Source organism: Paradevosia shaoguanensis, assembly GCF_016801025.1.
Taxonomy (GTDB): domain Bacteria; phylum Pseudomonadota; class Alphaproteobacteria; order Rhizobiales; family Devosiaceae; genus Paradevosia; species Paradevosia shaoguanensis.
This window is the reverse complement of sequence record NZ_CP068983.1, coordinates 386,715-403,634: the sequence shown is the minus strand read 5'-3', so window position 1 is coordinate 403,634 and position 16,920 is coordinate 386,715. Positions and strand designations below refer to the sequence as shown.

General features: G+C 65.7%; 16 protein-coding genes. 7 read left to right on the top strand and 9 right to left on the bottom strand.

The features are described 5' to 3' along the window. The first annotated feature begins 43 nt into the window (after window positions 1-43). Entirely contained in the window at window positions 44-1,057 is a 1,014-nt protein-coding gene (locus JNE37_RS01900) for an asparaginase (RefSeq protein ID WP_203065134.1), read from the top strand. A gap of 21 nt (window positions 1,058-1,078) precedes the next feature. Here the strand turns inward: JNE37_RS01900 and JNE37_RS01895 are convergent, their stop codons facing one another. After that, window positions 1,079-2,413, bottom strand: coding sequence for a TIGR03808 family TAT-translocated repetitive protein (locus JNE37_RS01895; protein WP_203065133.1), 1,335 nt, complete (start codon window positions 2,411-2,413; stop codon window positions 1,079-1,081). Window positions 2,414-2,567: 154 nt separating this feature from the next. Between JNE37_RS01895 and JNE37_RS01890 the strand changes: the two genes are divergently transcribed. The 3 genes from JNE37_RS01890 (at window position 2,568) to clpS (ending at window position 5,010) form a co-directional block, all read left to right on the top strand. Then, entirely contained in the window at window positions 2,568-4,064 is a 1,497-nt protein-coding gene (locus JNE37_RS01890; RefSeq protein ID WP_035032816.1) for a helicase HerA-like domain-containing protein, read from the top strand. Window positions 4,065-4,066: 2 nt separating this feature from the next. Then, window positions 4,067-4,636, top strand: a complete 570-nt coding sequence (locus JNE37_RS01885) for an LOG family protein (protein ID WP_035032819.1) — start codon at window positions 4,067-4,069, stop codon at window positions 4,634-4,636. Between the two features lie 68 nt (window positions 4,637-4,704). Further along, window positions 4,705-5,010 carry an ATP-dependent Clp protease adapter ClpS gene (clpS, locus tag JNE37_RS01880; protein WP_035032822.1) on the top strand — a complete coding sequence of 102 codons (306 nt, stop codon included), beginning with the start codon at window positions 4,705-4,707 and terminating at the stop codon, window positions 5,008-5,010. Between the two features lie 390 nt (window positions 5,011-5,400). On the opposite strand, the gene JNE37_RS01875 is transcribed toward clpS, so the two are convergent. The 8 genes from JNE37_RS01875 to msrB form a co-directional block, all read right to left on the bottom strand. After that, complete coding sequence (locus JNE37_RS01875; RefSeq protein ID WP_203065132.1) at window positions 5,401-5,916, bottom strand: response regulator; 516 nt, start codon at window positions 5,914-5,916, stop codon at window positions 5,401-5,403. Between the two features lie 1,161 nt (window positions 5,917-7,077). Continuing rightward, the gene (locus tag JNE37_RS01870; protein ID WP_203063939.1) at window positions 7,078-8,010 is read right to left on the bottom strand and encodes an IS110 family RNA-guided transposase; all 933 of its coding nucleotides are present in this window, start codon (window positions 8,008-8,010) and stop codon (window positions 7,078-7,080) included. A 339-nt stretch (window positions 8,011-8,349) separates the two neighbouring features. Continuing rightward, window positions 8,350-8,952 carry a superoxide dismutase gene (locus JNE37_RS01865; protein WP_035032828.1) on the bottom strand — a complete coding sequence of 201 codons (603 nt, stop codon included), beginning with the start codon at window positions 8,950-8,952 and terminating at the stop codon, window positions 8,350-8,352. Window positions 8,953-9,041: 89 nt separating this feature from the next. After that, the gene (locus tag JNE37_RS01860) at window positions 9,042-11,132 is read right to left on the bottom strand and encodes a S9 family peptidase (protein ID WP_203065131.1); all 2,091 of its coding nucleotides are present in this window, start codon (window positions 11,130-11,132) and stop codon (window positions 9,042-9,044) included. 63 nt (window positions 11,133-11,195) lie between these two features. After that, window positions 11,196-11,648, bottom strand: coding sequence for a type II toxin-antitoxin system VapC family toxin (locus JNE37_RS01855; protein WP_035032832.1), 453 nt, complete (start codon window positions 11,646-11,648; stop codon window positions 11,196-11,198). Continuing rightward, window positions 11,645-11,893 carry a type II toxin-antitoxin system Phd/YefM family antitoxin gene (locus JNE37_RS01850; protein WP_035032834.1) on the bottom strand — a complete coding sequence of 83 codons (249 nt, stop codon included), beginning with the start codon at window positions 11,891-11,893 and terminating at the stop codon, window positions 11,645-11,647. The genes JNE37_RS01855 and JNE37_RS01850 overlap by 4 nt, the downstream gene beginning before the upstream one ends. 63 nt (window positions 11,894-11,956) lie before the next feature. Then, entirely contained in the window at window positions 11,957-13,063 is a 1,107-nt protein-coding gene (locus JNE37_RS01845; protein ID WP_203065130.1) for a Fic family protein, read from the bottom strand. 100 nt (window positions 13,064-13,163) lie between these two features. Continuing rightward, the gene (gene msrB, locus JNE37_RS01840; protein ID WP_182397955.1) at window positions 13,164-13,568 is read right to left on the bottom strand and encodes a peptide-methionine (R)-S-oxide reductase MsrB; all 405 of its coding nucleotides are present in this window, start codon (window positions 13,566-13,568) and stop codon (window positions 13,164-13,166) included. Between the two features lie 189 nt (window positions 13,569-13,757). Here msrB and JNE37_RS01835 point away from each other — a divergent pair, with 189 nt between their 5' ends. The 3 genes from JNE37_RS01835 to JNE37_RS01825 are packed head-to-tail and all read left to right on the top strand — an operon-like array spanning window position 13,758 to window position 16,920. Beyond that, window positions 13,758-16,124 carry a putative monovalent cation/H+ antiporter subunit A gene (locus tag JNE37_RS01835; RefSeq protein WP_203065129.1) on the top strand — a complete coding sequence of 789 codons (2,367 nt, stop codon included), beginning with the start codon at window positions 13,758-13,760 and terminating at the stop codon, window positions 16,122-16,124. Continuing rightward, window positions 16,121-16,543: an MnhB domain-containing protein gene (locus JNE37_RS01830; RefSeq protein WP_035094463.1), complete on the top strand. Its 423-nt coding sequence runs from the start codon at window positions 16,121-16,123 to the stop codon at window positions 16,541-16,543. Before JNE37_RS01835 ends, JNE37_RS01830 begins: the two co-directional genes overlap by 4 nt. After that, window positions 16,540-16,920 (top strand): Na+/H+ antiporter subunit C, encoded by a 381-nt coding sequence (locus JNE37_RS01825; RefSeq protein WP_282565358.1) that lies wholly within the window; start codon window positions 16,540-16,542, stop codon window positions 16,918-16,920. The genes JNE37_RS01830 and JNE37_RS01825 overlap by 4 nt, the downstream gene beginning before the upstream one ends.

Genomic DNA, 16,920 nt, shown 5'->3' with positions numbered 1-16,920 from the left:
GTGCTATTCTCCGCAAATAGCACTGACCGGAGTTTTTTCTTTCATGACCGATGCCAATCCGATTCTTGCCGAGATGGTCCGCGGCAACTGGGTGGAGAACCGCTATCGCGGCGCCTTCGCCGTGGTGGACGCGGATGGCCGGATCATTGCCTCGGCCGGCGACATCTCCCGCCCGATCTTCCCGCGCTCGGCGGTCAAGTCGATGCAGGCGCTGGCCATGGTCACGGCCGACTCCATCGGCCGCTTCAGCCTGAGCGATGAAGACCTGGCGCTCGCCTGCGCCTCCCATCGTGGCGAAGACGTGCATGTGGAAGGCGTCACCCATTTCCTCGAAGAGCTGGGCCTGAGCAAGGACGACCTCGAATGCGGCGCCCATGCCCCCGGCGATTCCGAAGCGCGCCGGCAATTGCGCGAGCGCCATGAAGCGCCGTCGGCATTGCACAACAATTGCTCGGGCAAGCACTCGGGCATGCTCTCGGTGGCGCTGGCCATCGGCGCGCCGACGCTGGGCTACGTCAATCGCGACCATCCGGTGCAGGTGCGCGTGCGCTCGGCCATCGAGGCCGTGATCGGCGAAAGGCTGACCGAAGGCCGCTGCGGCACGGATGGCTGCTCGATCCCGACCTGGGCGGCGCCGATCGAAGCCTTTGCGCGCGGCTTCGCCCGCATGGCAACGGGCAAGGGGCTGCCGCCCGACCTCGCAGCCGGCGCGCAGCGGATTTTCGACGCCGCCACGCGCCACCCGCACCTGGTGGCAGGCAAGGAACAGCTGGACACCGTGGTGATGGAAGCCTTCGGCGGTCGCGTCATGCAGAAGGGCGGCGCGGAAGGCGTGCAATGCGGCGCCATCCGCGACAAGGGCTGGGGCTACGCCATCAAGTGCGACGACGGCAACATGGACGCCTCCCGCGCCATGGTCGCAGCGCTGCTGCTGGCGATCGCTGACCCGGACGAAAAGCAGGCCGAAGTGCTGCGGCGCTGGTCTGTGCAGACGGTAAAGAATGTGCGCGGGCTGGATGTCGGCACGGTGCGGGCGGTTGAGGGGGTGTGGGCGTAAGAGGCGCCGGTAGGTTCGCTCTTAGCTGACCGCGTTCCCGGCAACGCTCACATTCGCGAACCGCCCTGCATCGGCGGCAAGGTCGCCGCTGCGCATTTCGGTCCAGGCCATGCCGGCCAGCGGCGTCTCGGCGCCGGAGATGGTGTTGCCGGTGATCTGGGCGGAGCCGGCCCCTTCGGCGACGCTGGCGGCGATGCCGATCTGGGTGTTTCGCACCACGTTGCCGTTGACGAGGACGTTGCGCAGGAACGGGCCCCAACCTGCAAGGATGCCGGGGCCAGGGACGCTGTCGACGACATTGCCGGTGATGGCGACATCGGCCTCGGCGAAGATGCCGCAAGGCGTCGTGTCGGGATTGTTGGGCGAGGACGGCAGGATGTTGCGGACGATATTGCCGCTGCAGGTGGCCAGGTGCCCCTCGCTATCGAGATTGGCGATCGAGATGCCGAGCGCGGCCTTGTCGATGACGTTGTTGGCGATCACCGAACCGGAAAAGCCGAACTCGGAGAAGATCGCGGTCTCCCCGCTGTCGATGCAGGCATTGCCGGTGACCTGCGTGTTGGTCGTGGCGTTGAGGCGCACGGCCGAGAAGGCGCAGCCGGTGATGTGGTTGTTGGCGACAATGATCTCGCCGGCGCGGAAGACGTTGATGCCGTTCCCGTTCTGACCGTTGCCGCCGGCCTCGAAGGCGACATCGGCAATGCGGTTGCCGGTGACGATGGTGCCATCCGCCCCGCTGGCCGAGCGCCAGACGAGAATGCCGTTGTTGCGGCAGTGGGCGATGCGGTTGCTGGTGATGACGAGGCCGGTATTGTCGAGCGCGAAGATGGCGGTCGAGACCTCGGCGATGTCGCAGTTCTCGACGAGGCCTTCGCTGGCGAAGAGCGCCAGCCCGTTGCCGGCGGCATTGCGGAGGCTGAGATTGGTGAGGGTCACCGCGCGGCTGTTCTGGACGTCGATGAGGCCACTCTGTGCGCTGCCGGTTCCGCCACCGCTGCCGTCGAAGGCGATGCCCTGGATGGTGACGTTGGAACGGCCGGAGATCGAGAGCAGGGTGTCGCCGCCCGATAGGGCCAGGATCGTCTGGCCGGGCATGCCGGTGAGCTGGAGGCCATCGGGGACGATGAGGCCCGTGACGCGATAGGTGCCGGGCGGCAGGAAGAGTGGGCGCGCCTGGGCGGCGGCGGTGTCGAAGGCCTTTTGCAAGGCGCCGGTCTGGTCGTCGGGGCCGGGTATCGCGCCGAGTTCGGCGGCATCGAGCATAACGGCGGCGAAGGCGCGGCCCGAAAGGGCGGCGATGCCCAGGGCGGCGGCTGAGGCCAGCAGATGACGGCGGCTGAAGGCGGATTTTTCCATGCCGGTACTGTGGAGCGGCCCGCCCCGAGGCGATAGCGAAACCTCCGGATTTGGTGAATGACGGGCTCTTCCCAAGAAACGCGCGGCGGTTTCTTGTCCCGCTTGCGTCAGGGCGGCTATAAGACTCGCCAAATCATCCACTTCCGAGGCCCCTATGCTCGTTGACGACAAAGTCTATCTCGGCACCAGCACCCGTCCCGAATATCTCGCCCTCAAGTACGGCAATCGGCATGGACTGGTGACCGGGGCGACCGGCACGGGCAAGACCGTGACGCTGCAGATCATGGCCGAGGGCTTTTCGCGCCTGGGCGTTCCGGTCTTCGCCGCCGACATCAAGGGCGACCTCTCGGGCATCGCCATGGCCGGCACGCCGCAGGACTTCCTGCTCAAGCGCGCCAAGGAAATCGGCTTCGACGATTATACGTTCGAAGCCTCGCCCACGATCTTCTGGGACCTCTTCGGCCGGCAGGGCCACCCGATCCGCGCGACGATCTCGGAAATGGGGCCGCTGCTGCTCTCGCGCATCCTCAACCTCAACGACACCCAGGAAGGCGTGCTCAACATCGCTTTCAAGCTGGCTGATGACGAAGGCCTGCTGCTGCTCGACCTCAAGGACCTGCGCGCGCTCCTTGTCGAGGTGCAGCAGCGCTCGGCCGAGATCGCGACCAAATACGGCAACGTGGCCACGGCGACGGTCGGTGCGGTGCAGCGCGCGCTGCTGGTGCTCGAGCAACAGGGCGGCGAGGCGTTTTTCGGCGAGCGGTCGCTGGCCATCGAAGACCTGATGCGGACGACGCCCGATGGGCGCGGCTATGTGTCGGTGCTGGCGGCGGACGAGCTGATGCGCTCGCCCAAGCTCTACGCGACCTTCCTGCTCTGGATGCTCTCGGAGCTCTTCGAGGTGCTGCCGGAAGTAGGCGACCCGGACAAGCCCAAGCTGGTCTTCTTCTTCGACGAAGCCCACCTGCTGTTCGACGACGCGCCCAAGGCGCTGCTCGACAAGATCGAGCAGGTGGTGCGGCTGGTGCGCTCCAAGGGCGTCGGCGTCTATTTCGTAACGCAGAACCCGGTCGACGTGCCGGACACCGTGCTTTCCCAGCTCGGCAATCGCGTGCAGCATGCGCTGCGCGCCTATACGCCGCGCGACCAGAAGGCGGTGAAGGTCGCCGCCGATACGTTCCGGCCGAACCCGGCCTTCTCGACCGCCGAGGTGATTACCCAGCTCGGCACCGGCGAGGCGCTGGTTTCGGTGATCGAGGAAAAGGGCGCGCCCTCGATGGTCGGCCGCACCCTCATCCGCCCGCCGAGCGGACGCATGGGTCCGGTGCTGCCCGAGGAGCGCCGCACGATCATGGCGAACAGCCCGGTAGCCGGGCTCTACGATACCGCCATCGACCGCGAATCCGCCTTCGAGGTGCTGGCCGCCAAGACCAAGCAGAAGCAGCAGGACGAGGAGCGCCAGCGCGAACTGGACGCCCAGCTCAAGCAGGCCCGGAGCGACGACGCTGCCGCGCAGCGCCCCAAGGCACGCACGAGCACGCGCCAGACCCCGGCCGAGGCGGCGATGACCTCGTTCGCACGTTCGGCGGCGACCGCGCTCGGCGCGGCGCTGGTGCGCGGCATCCTCGGCAGCCTCAAGCGCGGCCGCTGACCATGCAATTGCCCGGTTCCGCCCCGTCGGCACGGCCGACCCTGGCCGTCTTCGCCTCCCAGCAGGGGCCGGGAGACCCCGAGCGCTCCTCGATCATGTCGCAGGCAGGCACCTATTTCGCTCGCAAGGGCGCGCGGATCGTTTGCCTCATCGATGCGCTGACCGTGCCGGTGCCGCTGATCACCAGCGCCCGGTCGGCAGGCGGGGAAGTGATCCTCATCGCCGACGAGCGCGTGCCGCTGATGCCCTCGTTCCAGGGCGTGGCGGTGGAGCGCATCGGGGAAATGAGCGAGCGCCTGGCGCGCGTGGCCATGCTGGCGGACGGCTTCGTCGGATTGCCGGGCTCGCTGGCCTCGGCCTCGAGCCTTTATTCGGCCTGGGTCAAGGGCGGCGGCGGGCAGGGCGGCAAGCCGGTGGTGCTCTTCAACCGCAACCACGCCTTCGAGGTGATGCGGGGTTACGTGGCGGACGTGGTTTCGCACAGCCGGAAGGGGCATGAGCAGGTGATCCAGTTCGCCGATTCCATCGAGGACACCTGGAACCGCATCACCCGGATGCTGGGCCTCCACTAGCGAATTGACTTCATCGAGAGCACGCGCGGGCGCATAATGGGGCGTTGCTGGCCATCGGGAGAAGGCCGATGAGCGATGCCGTAACCACACCGCGCACCAAGACCGAGGTGAAGACCCAGCGTCCTCGCCTCCACAAGGTTATCCTCGTCAACGATGACTATACGCCCCGCGAATTCGTGGTGGTGCTGCTCAAGGGCGAGTTCCGCATGAGCGAGGACCAGGCCTACCGGGTGATGATCACCGCGCACCAGCGCGGGGTCTGCGTGGTGGCGGTGTATATCCAGGAAGTGGCCGAGACCAAGGCCAACCGGGCGACCGAGATGGCCCGGAGCAAGGGGTATCCGCTGCTGTTTACCACGGAGCCGGAGGAGTAGGCCCGGTCGCTCGTTCGATTCTCGGGGCGTGGGTGGGTATCTTCTGACGGGGATGCGGCCGCAGGGACGAGGCTGGTGGGGGGCGGTGCGTAGCGCCGTGGGCGGTTGCGTTCGCGTGAAACATTGTTTCACGGAGTTTTTGAGATGTTTTTTGGTAAGGTTTTCCTGTGGGTTCGTCCAGTAACTATTTGAAATTTCTGGATATTCTCTCTCGCTTGCACCCTCAAATCGTTAAATTTTGACTCAATTTCGGGCAATCTTTGCCAATGTTGCGCGCGTTTTACGCGGATTTGGCAGCAATTTGCACAAAATGTATTTCGATCAACCTCTTAGGGCGCACAAGCGATGCCGCCATCATACCTCGGCGGCGGCCGAGGTGGACATCTTGGCTCAGTGGAATTCGTGCTGGCGGGGACGGCCGAAGAGGGGGATTACGTTGTCGCTCTTGCGCGCATAGATCCCGGCGGGCGGCAGGGTGAGGCGGTGGCGGCGTTCGGGGCCGTGATAAGCGGCGCTGCGCACCGGGTGATCCTGCCGGCGGGTGCGGGCGAGGACCCGCTCGAGGAGATAACGGGGCGACATCGGCTTGACGATGACCTCGTCGATCCCGGCGGAAACCGCGGCGTTGCGGGTCGTGTCGGTCACCGTGCGGGTGAGGGCGATGATCGAGAAGTCGCGCCGGTGGAGGTGCTCGTCCTGGCGCAGGGCGGCGGCGAGCTGGTCGGCGGGGGCGTCGTCGCAATCGAAATCGGCCACGACCACGTCTACGGGCGCCAGGCGCATATAGGTGGTGAGAGCGGCGCGGCTTTCGAACAGGCGCACGCGCAGACTCGGGCAGCCGGCAAGCACCATCGTCAAAATAGACGACAGCGCCGGATTTGCCGCGAGAACCGCTACTACCTTCACCAAGCCACCCGAACCAGTCTTCTTCGTTAACAAATCGTTACCACGCGATCCTCAACTGGAGAAGTATCTCGTGAGGACTAGCGGTGATTATGCGAAACGCTGGTGAAATAGCGGGGCGGGGGCGGGAGCGCGCCGGTTGTTTTGAGGGGGAGGTGGGGGCCGCTTGGGCCACTAGGGCGTCTGTTGCACTTGCTCGCCCCTCCCCACCACCGCACTTCCCCGGCCGCAGAGCCGGGGTCCACGGATGGCTCCACTCGGGTGGAGGGGTGCAATGGGCCCCGGGCCTTCGCCCGGGGAAGTGCGGTGGTGGGGCGGGTGAAGGGTGAGGGCGATAGGTGAGGGAGGTGAGGGCGGTGCCACCGGTTTCCTTCTCCCCTTGTGGGAGAAGGTGGCGCGGTAGCGCCAGATGAGGGGGCTCGGTGGTTGGGGCAACCCCTCACCCGCCCTTCGGGCACCCTCTCCCACAAGGGGCGAGGGCGATGGGGTGGGATCTCGCGCTGAATACAAGTCCTCGCCAGCCTCTCGATCTTCCCCGGCCGTAGAGCCGGGGCCCATGGATGGCGCCACTCGGGTGGAGGGGTGCATTAGGCCCCGGGTCTTCGCCCGGGGAAGTGCGGTGGTGGGGAGGGCGAGATGAGGGTGGAGCGGTGCCACCGGTTCCTTCTCCCCTTGTGGGAGAAGGTGGCGCGCAGCGCCGGATGAGGGGCTACGGTGGCTGTGGCAACCCCTCACCCGCCTTTCGGGCACCCTCTCTCACAAGGGGCGAGGGCGATGGGGGGCGATCTCGCGTTAAGGCGCTGTCTCGCCAATCTCTCGATCTTCCCCGGCCGTAGAGTCGGGGCCCATGGATAGCGCCACTCGGGTGGAGGGGTGCAATAGCCCCCGGGTCTTCGCCCGGGGAAGTGCTGTGGTGGGGCGGGGTGAAGGGTGAGGGCGATAGGTGAGGGAGGTGAGGGCGGTGCCACCGGTTTCCTTCTCCCCTTGTGGGAGAAGGTGGCGCGTAGCGCCGGATGAGGGGGCTCGGTGGTTGGGGCAACCCCTCACCCGCCCTTCGGGCACCCTCTCCCACAAGGGGCGAGGGCGATGGGGTGGGATCTCGCGATAAGGCGCTATCTCGCCAGCCTCTCGATCTTCCCCGGCCGTAGAGCCGGCAACTGTAATTCAGGTTGCGAAGCTTGTTCGGGTTTTCATGATGGCGTTGATGGTGACGAGGAGCTTTCTGGCGAGGGCGACGAGGGCGGGCTTGGGTGGTTTTCCGGCCTGGCGCAGACGGTGGTAGAAGGCGTTGAGAGGCGATTGTGTTCGCAAGGATGCAACGGCGGCCATGTAGAGGGCCTGGCGGACGCGGCGGCGGCCCCCGCGGATGGAGCGCTGTCCGCGCCGTAGGCCGCTATCGTTGTTGAGCGGGGCCAACCCGGCCAGGGTGGCGATCTGCTTGCCCGAGCGTCGGCCCAGTTCGGGCATCAGGGCGGCCAGGACAGAGGCGGTGACCGGGCCGATGCCGGGCACCGAGCGGATCAGGGCCTGGTCCTGTGCCAGGGCGGCATCGCTGCCGATCTGGTTCTGGATTTCGACCTCGATGGCGGCGATGGCCTGGTTGAGGCCGGCCATGTGCCGGTCCAGGTCGGCGCCGATGAAGGAATCGGTTATCTCGATCCGGCGCTGCTTTTCCTGGGTGCGCATGGCCACCAACTGGTCGCGGCGGCGGCTGAGCAGGCCGAGCCGCTCGCGTCCGGCCTCGGGCAGCGGGTCGGCCACGAGGCGCAGGGCCCGGCCCATTTCGGCAAGCATGGCCGCATCGAGCGCATCGGTCTTGGCGAGCCGGCCGCTCGCCCGCGCAAAGTCACGGGCCCGCTGCGGATTGACCCGGACATGGCCGATCCCGGCCAGCGCCAGTCCGGCGCGCAAGCTCTTGTCGTAAACCCCGCTCGCCTCCAGCACCACGAGAGTGCCCTCCCGCTCCAGCGTGGCGGCGAATGCGGCGATGGCGTCCATCGTGTTAGCAATCCGCTGCACGCCCTCCCCGCCGGAAGAGGCGATATCCAGCCAGGCTTTCGAAACGTCGATTCCAATCCAGGTCGGTGATAGGGTCATGGGCCTGTCCCTGTGATCCGAGGTCCGTCTCGAGCGGCCTCGCGCAACTGTTCAGGTGTTTGTCAAAGCGGGCGGGGACCCGTGCCGGCTCTCGGTCTTTAAACCTGGGGCCCAACGGTCTCCCGCCCGCACCCAATATGACACAGCACAATTACACAGGGGCCCACGGATGGTGCTACTCGAGTGGAGGGGGGCAATAGGCCTCGGGTGTTGGCCCCGGGAAGTTCCGTGTGGGGAGAGGTAGGGGAAAACGGGCAAGTACCCCCCGCCGCCCTCTCATAGAAAAACCCGCCCGCCTGATGGCGGACGGGTTCAAAAAATCCGGTTAACCCGAAAAGCTTACTTGCTGGCGGCTTCGTAGAGTTCGGCCACGTAGTCCCAGTTCACCAGGTTGTCGACGAAGGCCTCGAGGTATTTCGGGCGGAGGTTGCGGTAGTCGATGTAGTAGGAGTGTTCCCACACGTCGACGCCCAGGAGCGGCGTGCCGCCGTGGACCAGCGGGTTTTCGCCGTTGGCCGTCTTGGTGATTTCGAGCTTGCCGTTCTTGAGCGAGAGCCAGGCCCAGCCCGAACCGAACTGGCCGACGCCGGCCGCCACGAAATCGGTGCGGAACTTGTCGTAGCCGCCGAGATCGGAATCGATAGCCTTCTGCAATGCGCCCGGCAGGTTCTTGCCGCCGCCATTCGGCTTCATCCACTTCCAGAAATGGATGTGGTTGTAGTGCTGGCCGGCATTGTTAAAGAGACCGGCGTTCTTGCCGAAGCTCTCCTTGACGATGTCCTCCAGGCTCTTGCCTTCCAGGCCCGAACCCTCAAGCAGCTTGTTGCCGTTGGTCACGTAAGCCTGGTGGTGCTTGTCGTGGTGGTACTCGAGCGTTTCCTTGCTCATGTACGGACCAAGCGCATCGTATGCATAGGGCAGGGCGGGCAGTTCAAAAGCCATTTTCGGCCTCCTTGATTGAAGAAAATGACGCGCCGGGAACCGGCAGATGGATTTGACAATATACGCGTTGTTTTATTCGGGCAATGGCCTCAGGAGGAGACCTTGTCCAAATTTACGCATTTAAGGGCAAAGGCATAGCTCAGTGCCGTTTCCTTGAGGCGGTCGAAACGTCCGGACGCCCCGGCGTGCCCCGCGCCCATATTGGTCTTGAGGTACAACGGATTCGTGTCCGTTTTCGTTGCCCGCAGCCTGGCCACCCATTTGGCCGGTTCCCAATAGGTCACGCGCGGGTCGGTGAGGCCGGCGAGGGCGAAGATCGGCGGGTAGGCCTTGGCGGCGACCTGCTCATAGGGCGCGTAGGAGGCGATGCGCTGGTAATCGGCCTCCGATTCGACCGGATTACCCCATTCCGGCCATTCGGGCGGGGTGAGCGGCAGGGTGTCGTCGAGCATGGTGTTGAGCACATCCACGAACGGCACCTGCGCGAGGACACCGGCCCAGAGTTCGGGGCGCATGTTGGCGACCGCACCCATCAGCATGCCGCCGGCCGAGCCACCCATGGCCACGATCCGGTCGGGCGCCGCGTAACGGTCGGCGACCAGCTTTTCGGCAGCGGCAATGAAATCGGTAAAGGTGTTGACCTTGTGCTCGCGCCGGCCAAGCCGATACCAGCGATAGCCCTTGTCCATGCCGCCGCGGATATGGGCGGTGGCATAGACGAAGCCGCGATCGACGAGCGAGAGCGCGGAAACCGAGAAGGCGGCGGGCATCGACATGCCATAGGCGCCGTAGCCGTAGAGCAGCGCGGGCGCGGTGCCGTCGATGGGCGTTTCCTTGCGATAGAGCAGGGTGATCGGCACGCGCTCGCCATCGGCGGCCTCGGCGAAGATGCGGCGGGTGACGTAGTCGTCGGGATTGTGGCCCGAGGGGACTTCCTGCTCCTTGAGGAGGGTGCGCTCGCCGGTTTCGAGGTCGTAGTCGTAGGTGCGCGACGGCGTGGTCGGGGAGGCGTAGGTGAGCCGGAACGTGGTGGTATCGAACTCGTAGCCGACCGACATGCCGAGCGAATAGGCCTCCTCGTCGAAATGGATGGTCTCTTCGCGGCCGGTGCGCAGGTCGCGCACGACGATGCGCGGCAGGCCCTCGAAGCGCTCGAGGCGCAGCAGGTGGTGCTTGAGCACGATGATGTCGAGGATCAGCACGCCCTCGCGATGCGGCACGAGATCGGTCCAGTGCTCGGCGCCGGGCGTGGCGACGGGGGCGGTGACGATCTTGAAGTCCTCGGCGCCATCGGCATTGGTGAGGATGAAGAGCTCGCCATCGCGCTCGTCGATATCGTATTCGCGCTCGACCTTGCGCGGGGAGACGACGAAGGGCTTGCCGCCCTTGCGGGCATCGATGAGCCAGACTTCGGACGTCTGGTGGTCATGGGCGTCGATGACGATGAAATTGTCGGAAAGCGTCTTGTCGACGCTGACGAAAAAGCCCGGGTCCTTTTCCTCGTAGACGATCTCGTCATCGGCCTGGGGCGTACCCAGCACGTGGCGGCGTACGCGGAACGGGCGGTGATTGTCGTCGATCTCGGTGTAATAGAGGCTCTTGCTGTCGGACGACCAGACGCCGTCGCCGGCCGTGCGCTCGATAATGTCGGCGATCTCGGTGCCCGTGGCGAGGTCGCGGATGTGGATGGTGTAATATTCCGAGCCCTGGCGGTCGGCTGCCCAGCTCATGAGCGCGTGGCTGGGATCGTGGCTGGCGCCGGCAAAGCCGAAATAGCCGTCGCCCGCTTCGAGGTTGCAATCGAGCAGCACCTGCTCCTCGCCACCTTCGCGCGGGGTGCGCACGATGAGGGGGTACTGCTTGCCTTCGAGCATGCGCGAATTATAGGCCCAGGGGCCATCGGGGGTCGGGATGCCGGAATCGTCTTCCTTGATGCGCCCGCGGATCTCCCAGAAGATCTTATCCTGCAATTCGGCAGTCGGCTTGCCGAGCTCTTCCTCGTAATAGGCGTTCTCGGCCTCGATATAGGCGCGGATATCGGCCGGCAGCGTCTCGGGCGCATGCATCACTTCCTGCCAGTTCTCGGCCCGCAGCCAATGATAAGGGTCCTGCCGGGTAATGCCATGCACCGTGGCAGCATGCTGGCGGCGCTCGGCGACGGGCGGAGTGGGTTTGCTCATGGGGAAATACCGGTTGAAGTCGAGAGGTGATATCTAGGGTGCCGGGGTGGCCGCTTGCAATGTCTAGGAGCCGGGCCGGCAGTTTTCAGGGGCGAGAAGCGCGATCCCGAAGGGTTCGAAGTGCCTGAGGTTGCGGGTGACGAGTGTCAGTTCGTGAGCGCTTGCCGTGCCGGCGATCAGCGCGTCTGCCATGCCGGGCGCATGGCCCGCGCTCGACGCAGCGGCCTCCAGCCTGCCCGACAGTGAGGCGACAGCGGCATCGATGGGGAGGATGCGATCGTCGTAAGTCGAGACGAGGCCCGAGAGCCAGAGGCGCAAGGCCCTGGCCTTTGCCTCAACCTTGCGGCTTTCGAGAAGGCCGATGCCCTTTTCGATTTCGTGGATGGTAACGACCGAGAGGAAGAGCTGATCTTCGGCGTCCCGTTCGTCCAGCCAGGCGAGGAAGCCGGCAGGGGCGTCTGCACGGGACGGGGACAGCATCGAGATGACGTTGGTATCCAGCAGGTAGCCGCTCACAGATCTACATCCCGCGAGGGCGCGGAATTGCGTGCGAAATCCCCGCCGGGGAAGCCGCGCAGATAGGTGACGAGGCTGGCGCGCTTGCGGCCCAACGCCTTTCGGGCCACTTCGGCGGCGGCAAGCGGCACCAGCGCAGCTACGGGTTTGCCGTGGCGTGTAATGGTGACGAATTCGCCGCGAACGGCGTCGTCGACATAGCTGGACAAACCGGCCTTCGCATCCTTCAGGCTGACCGTGGACATGAGCACCTCGAAAGTAGTCACTTGTGACTATATAGGGATTGACCGAGGTGACGCAAGGCGACTTCAGGGGAGAGGGGCCAGCCAATAGCTCGTGCTTCGGCCGCCTTGTGGGTCGCGGATGAGGAGGCCGCGGCGGAGGAGGTCGTCTATGTCGCGGAGCGCCGTGTCCTGCGATGTCCTGGCGATGGCGGCCCATTTGGAGGTGGTGAGCTTGCCCTCGAAGCCATCGAGCAGGCGGTTGAGCAGCTGGCGCTGGCGCGGGTTGAGCGGCTCGGCAGCATGGTGCCGCCAGAAGTGCTCCTTGGCGAGGATGGCGGCGAGCATGGTGTCGGCGCCGTCGAGCGCCGCGTCGAGACAGGCGAGGAACCACAGCAGCCATTGGGTGATGTCGAGGTCGCCGTGCTGGGTGGCTTCGAGGATATCGTAATAGTCGCGGCGGCGCGCCTGGATCTGGGCCGACATGCTGTAGAAGCGCTGCGGGCTGTTCTCCGAGCGGGCGAGCAGCATATCCGCAAGGGCGCGCGCGATGCGGCCATTGCCATCCTCGAAGGGATGGATGGTGACGAACCAGAGATGGGCGATCGCCGCCTTGAGCACGGGATCGAGGGGCTGGCCGGCGTTGAACCAGGCGATGAAGCCGTTCATCTCGGCATCCAGCCGATCGGCATCGGGGGCCTCGAAGTGCACGCGTTCGCGGCCGGCCGGGCCGGAGACGACCTGCATTGGGCCGGACTGCGCCGTGCGCCACGCGCCGACGGTGATGCGTGCGAGACCGCTGCGGCCCGTGGGGAAGAGGGCGGCGTGCCAGGAGAAGAGCCGTTCGGCAGTGAGCGGCCGGGCATAGTGCTGGGTGGCATCGAGCATCATCTCGACGACGCCTTCAACGTGACGGTCGACGGGAGCCAGCGCGCCGATATCGACGCCGAGCCGGCGGGCGAGCGAGGAGCGGACCTGCTTGCGGTCGAGCATCTCGCCCTCGATTTCGCTGCTCTTCACCACGTCCTGCGTGAGGGCGAGGAGATTGGCTTCGTCACGAAGCGCGAAGCCGATCGATTGCAGGCGACCGAGCAGGTAACCCTGCTTGTGCCGCACGGCGGCGAGAGGCCCGGTCAGCGCTTCCGCGCTCCAGGAAAAGGCCGGCCAATCGGGGTTTTCGTGGATGTAGGTCATCTTTCACCGCACACTGTGCGGTGAATATAGGCGCTAATCGCCGCAAAAGGAAGGCTATTCGCCGCAAATGCTGCGGCGAATAGCCTGGTTAATCACCGCATCAGGCCTTGGGCTCGAAATCGAGAGCGGTGCCGTTCATGCAATAGCGCAGGCCGGTGGGCTGGGGGCCATCGGGGAAGACGTGGCCGAGATGGGCGCCGCAATTGGCGCAATGGGCTTCGACGCGGACCATGCCGTGCGAGCGGTCGACGGTCTCGCCGATCGCGGTGTCGCTGATCGGTTGCCAGAAGCTCGGCCAGCCGGAGCCGGACTCGTATTTGGTGACGCTTTCGAAGAGCGGAGCGCCGCAGGCTACGCAATGATAGATGCCGTTGCGCTTTTCCATGTTGAGCGGATGGGAGAAGGCGCGCTCGGTGCCGTGCTCGCGAGTGACGCGGAACTGCTCGGGCGAGAGCTCGTCACGCCACTCCTCTTCGGTTTTCACAACTTTTGGCTGGTCGGTCATGGGAACCTCCTTGTGGCCCTGATGTAGGCATTCCCGGCGTCTTTCGCCACCGCAAAACTCTGTGGTTATCGTCGCTTGACGGCCGCGGGCCTCCCGTTTCGGCTTGTCCTCGCACTCTCACCGGGTAAGGTACCGGCCCAGCAGAATTGCCGTCGTCTAAGCGGCGCCACCGAAAAACGCGAGTGTTATGTGGCCCCTTCGCTTGATCAGACCCTAGCGCTCGTCGCGATCGCACCCTTCCTGGCGGCCATACTGGCCCCCTTCATTTTCAGGTTCGCCGGCTCCTATTCGGGCTGGCTGCTGGCCATCGTTCCGGCAGCGATCTTCTGGGTGCTGCTCGGATTGGTCGAACCCATCCAGCAGACAGGCGCCATCACGGCGGGCATCGACTGGATACCCCATTACGGGCTGCGGCTCTCGTTTCTGCTCGACGGGCTGAGCCTCACTTTCGCGCTGACCATCTCGGCCATCGGCGCGCTGATCCTCGTCTATGCGGGGGCCTATCTCAAAGGCCATCCGCACCAGGGACGGTTCCTGGCCTTCATGCTGGCGTTCATGGGTGCGATGCTGGGGCTGGTGACGGCGGATAACCTGGTGGCGCTGGTCGTCTTCTGGGAGCTGACGAGCGTCACCTCGTTCCTGCTGATCGGCTTCGACCACCAGCGCCAGGCGGCGCGGCGGGCCGCGATCCAGGCGCTGGTGGTGACGGGCGCCGGCGGCCTGACGCTGCTGATCGGCGCGGTGATCCTCCACCAGGTCGGCGGCGCCTGGGAGATGAGCGCGCTGCTGGAGCAGGGAGCGCTGGTCAAGGCGAGCCCGGCATACCTCGCGATCCTTTTGCTTTTCGTCTTTGCGGCCTTCACCAAATCGGCGCAGGTGCCGTTCCACTTCTGGCTACCCAACGCCATGGAGGCGCCGACCCCGGTTTCGGCATTCCTGCATTCGGCGACCATGGTGCAGGCCGGCGTCTATCTCATGCTGCGGACTTCGCCGATTCTCGGCGGTACCGCGATCTGGGAGGGGCTGCTTGTCGTCTTCGGCGGAGTGACCTTGCTCTGGGGCGCGCTGGCGGCGCTGCGCCAGACCGACCTCAAGCAGATGCTGGCACAGACGACGATCGCATCGCTCGGCCTCCTGATCCTGCTGATCGGCATTGGCTCGGAACTGGCGATCAATGCGGCGGCGGTCTATTTCGTGGCGCACGCACTCTACAAGGCCGCGTTGTTCCTCGTGGTGGGCGTGATCGACCACGAGACGGGGACGCGCGACATCACGGCACTCGGTGGCCTGCGCGGCAAGCTCCCGGTGACGTTCGGCGCGGCGGTGCTGGCCGGGCTTTCGATGGTCGGGCTGCCGCTGACGGTGGGCTATCTCGCCAAGGAAGAAATGTATGCGGCCCTTGCCGGTAGCGATCCGACGCAGATCCTGGTGCTGATCGTCCTGATCGCCGGTAATGGCCTGCTGGCGGGCGTGGGGCTGGCGGTGGCGATCAAGCCGTTCTTCGGCGCGCATGTCGCGACGCCGACACCGGCGCATGAGGCCGGGCCGAGCCTGCTGGCGGGGCCGGTGGTGCTGGCCATTCTCGGCATCGCGGCGGGCATCAAGGCCAATACCGTGGGCATGTTCCTGATGGCGCCGACGGCGACGGCCGTGCTGGGCACGCCGGTCGAAAGCCACCTCAAGCTCACCGTCGACCCGACGAGCCTACTGCTCTGGCTCTCGGTGGCGACCTGGGCGCTGGGCGCGGCGACTTACTATTATCTCGAGACGGTGCGCGCCGTGCTGCGGCGCGGGCGGACGGCGGTGGGCTGGACGTTCGACCAGGGGTTCGATGCGGCCATGTTCGGGCTGATCCGCTTCGCCGCGACCGTGACGCGCTTCTTCCACCATGGGCGGCTCGAAGCCTATGTCGTGGTGCTGTTCTCCATGCTGATCCTCGCCATCGCCGTGCCGCTGATAGCGCTCGGTGGCCTGCCGGCCATGCCGGCCTTCCCGCCGCTGACCTTCTATGAATGGGGCATCATCATCGTGGCGATCACCGGGCTCGTCGCCGTGCTCGTCGCGCCCTCGCGACTGGTGGCCATCGTTTCGCTGGGCATCCAGGGGCTGGCGGTGGCCATGCTCTTCCTGCTGTTCGGCGCGCCCGACCTGGCCTTTACCCAGTTCATGGTGGAAGTGCTCTCGGTGGTGATCCTGGCGCTGGTGATGACCCGGCTCAAGCTCGACATGCGCGACCGCCGCGAATTCGAGGACTGGATCCGCGACGGCACGATCGCCATCGCGGCCGGCGTCTCGATCATGGTGCTGCTGCTGGTCGTGGTCTCCGGACCACTCGACATGCGGCTCTCGGACTTCTTCACGCAGACCAGCGTCGCGATCGCCCACGGGCACAACATCGTCAACGTGATCCTCGTCGATTACCGCGGGCTGGATACGCTGGGTGAGATCTCGGTCGTGATGACGGCCGGCATCGCCGTGCTGGCGCTGCTGCGGCGGCGCCGGGCGAGCAAGGCGGCGACGCCCGCGCGCAAGGCACGGAAGGGAGCGGAGGCATGAATACCGTGATCTTCCGCACCATCGCCCCGGCCATCGTCGTCGTGATGCTGGTGTTCTCGATCTTCGTGCTGCTGCGTGGGCATAACGAGCCGGGCGGCGGCTTTATCGGCGGGCTGATCGCGGCCTCGGCCATCACCATTTTCGGCATGGCCTCGGGTGCGAAACACGTGCGCTGGGCGCTGGTCTTCGATCCGCTGGCCTTTGCCGGGCTGGGCGTGCTGCTCGCGGCGTTCTCGGGGCTGGCCTCGCTCTTTTACGACGTGCCGTTCCTCACCGGGCTCTGGACCTATCTCCAGATCGGGGAGACGGAAGTGGCGATATCGACGCCCATGGTCTTCGATATCGGCGTCTACCTGGTGGTATTCGGCACCATCACAGCCGTCGCGCTGGCGCTGGCTGACGGGGAGAGCGAAGCATGATCGAAACGGCTTTCGCAGCGCTCGTCGGCGTCTTCTTCGCCGCGGCCATCTACCTGCTGCTGTCGCGCTCGGTGATCCGGATGCTGCTCGGGCTGACGCTTTTCGGCAATGCGGTGAACCTCCTGATCTTCACCGCCGGGCGCCTGACGCGGGAAGTGCCGCCCATCGTGCCCAACGGCATGCAGGTGCCGGCGGCGCCGATCGCCAATCCGCTGCCGCAGGCGCTGATCCTGACGGCGATCGTCATCGGCTTTGCCATGTTCACCTTCCTGCTGGTGCTGGCCTATCGCGCCTACCAGTCGCTCAATGCGGACAATACCGACACGATGCGGCTGACCGAACCCAGGGGCGGCCCGAACCCGCCATTGAGCTACTGA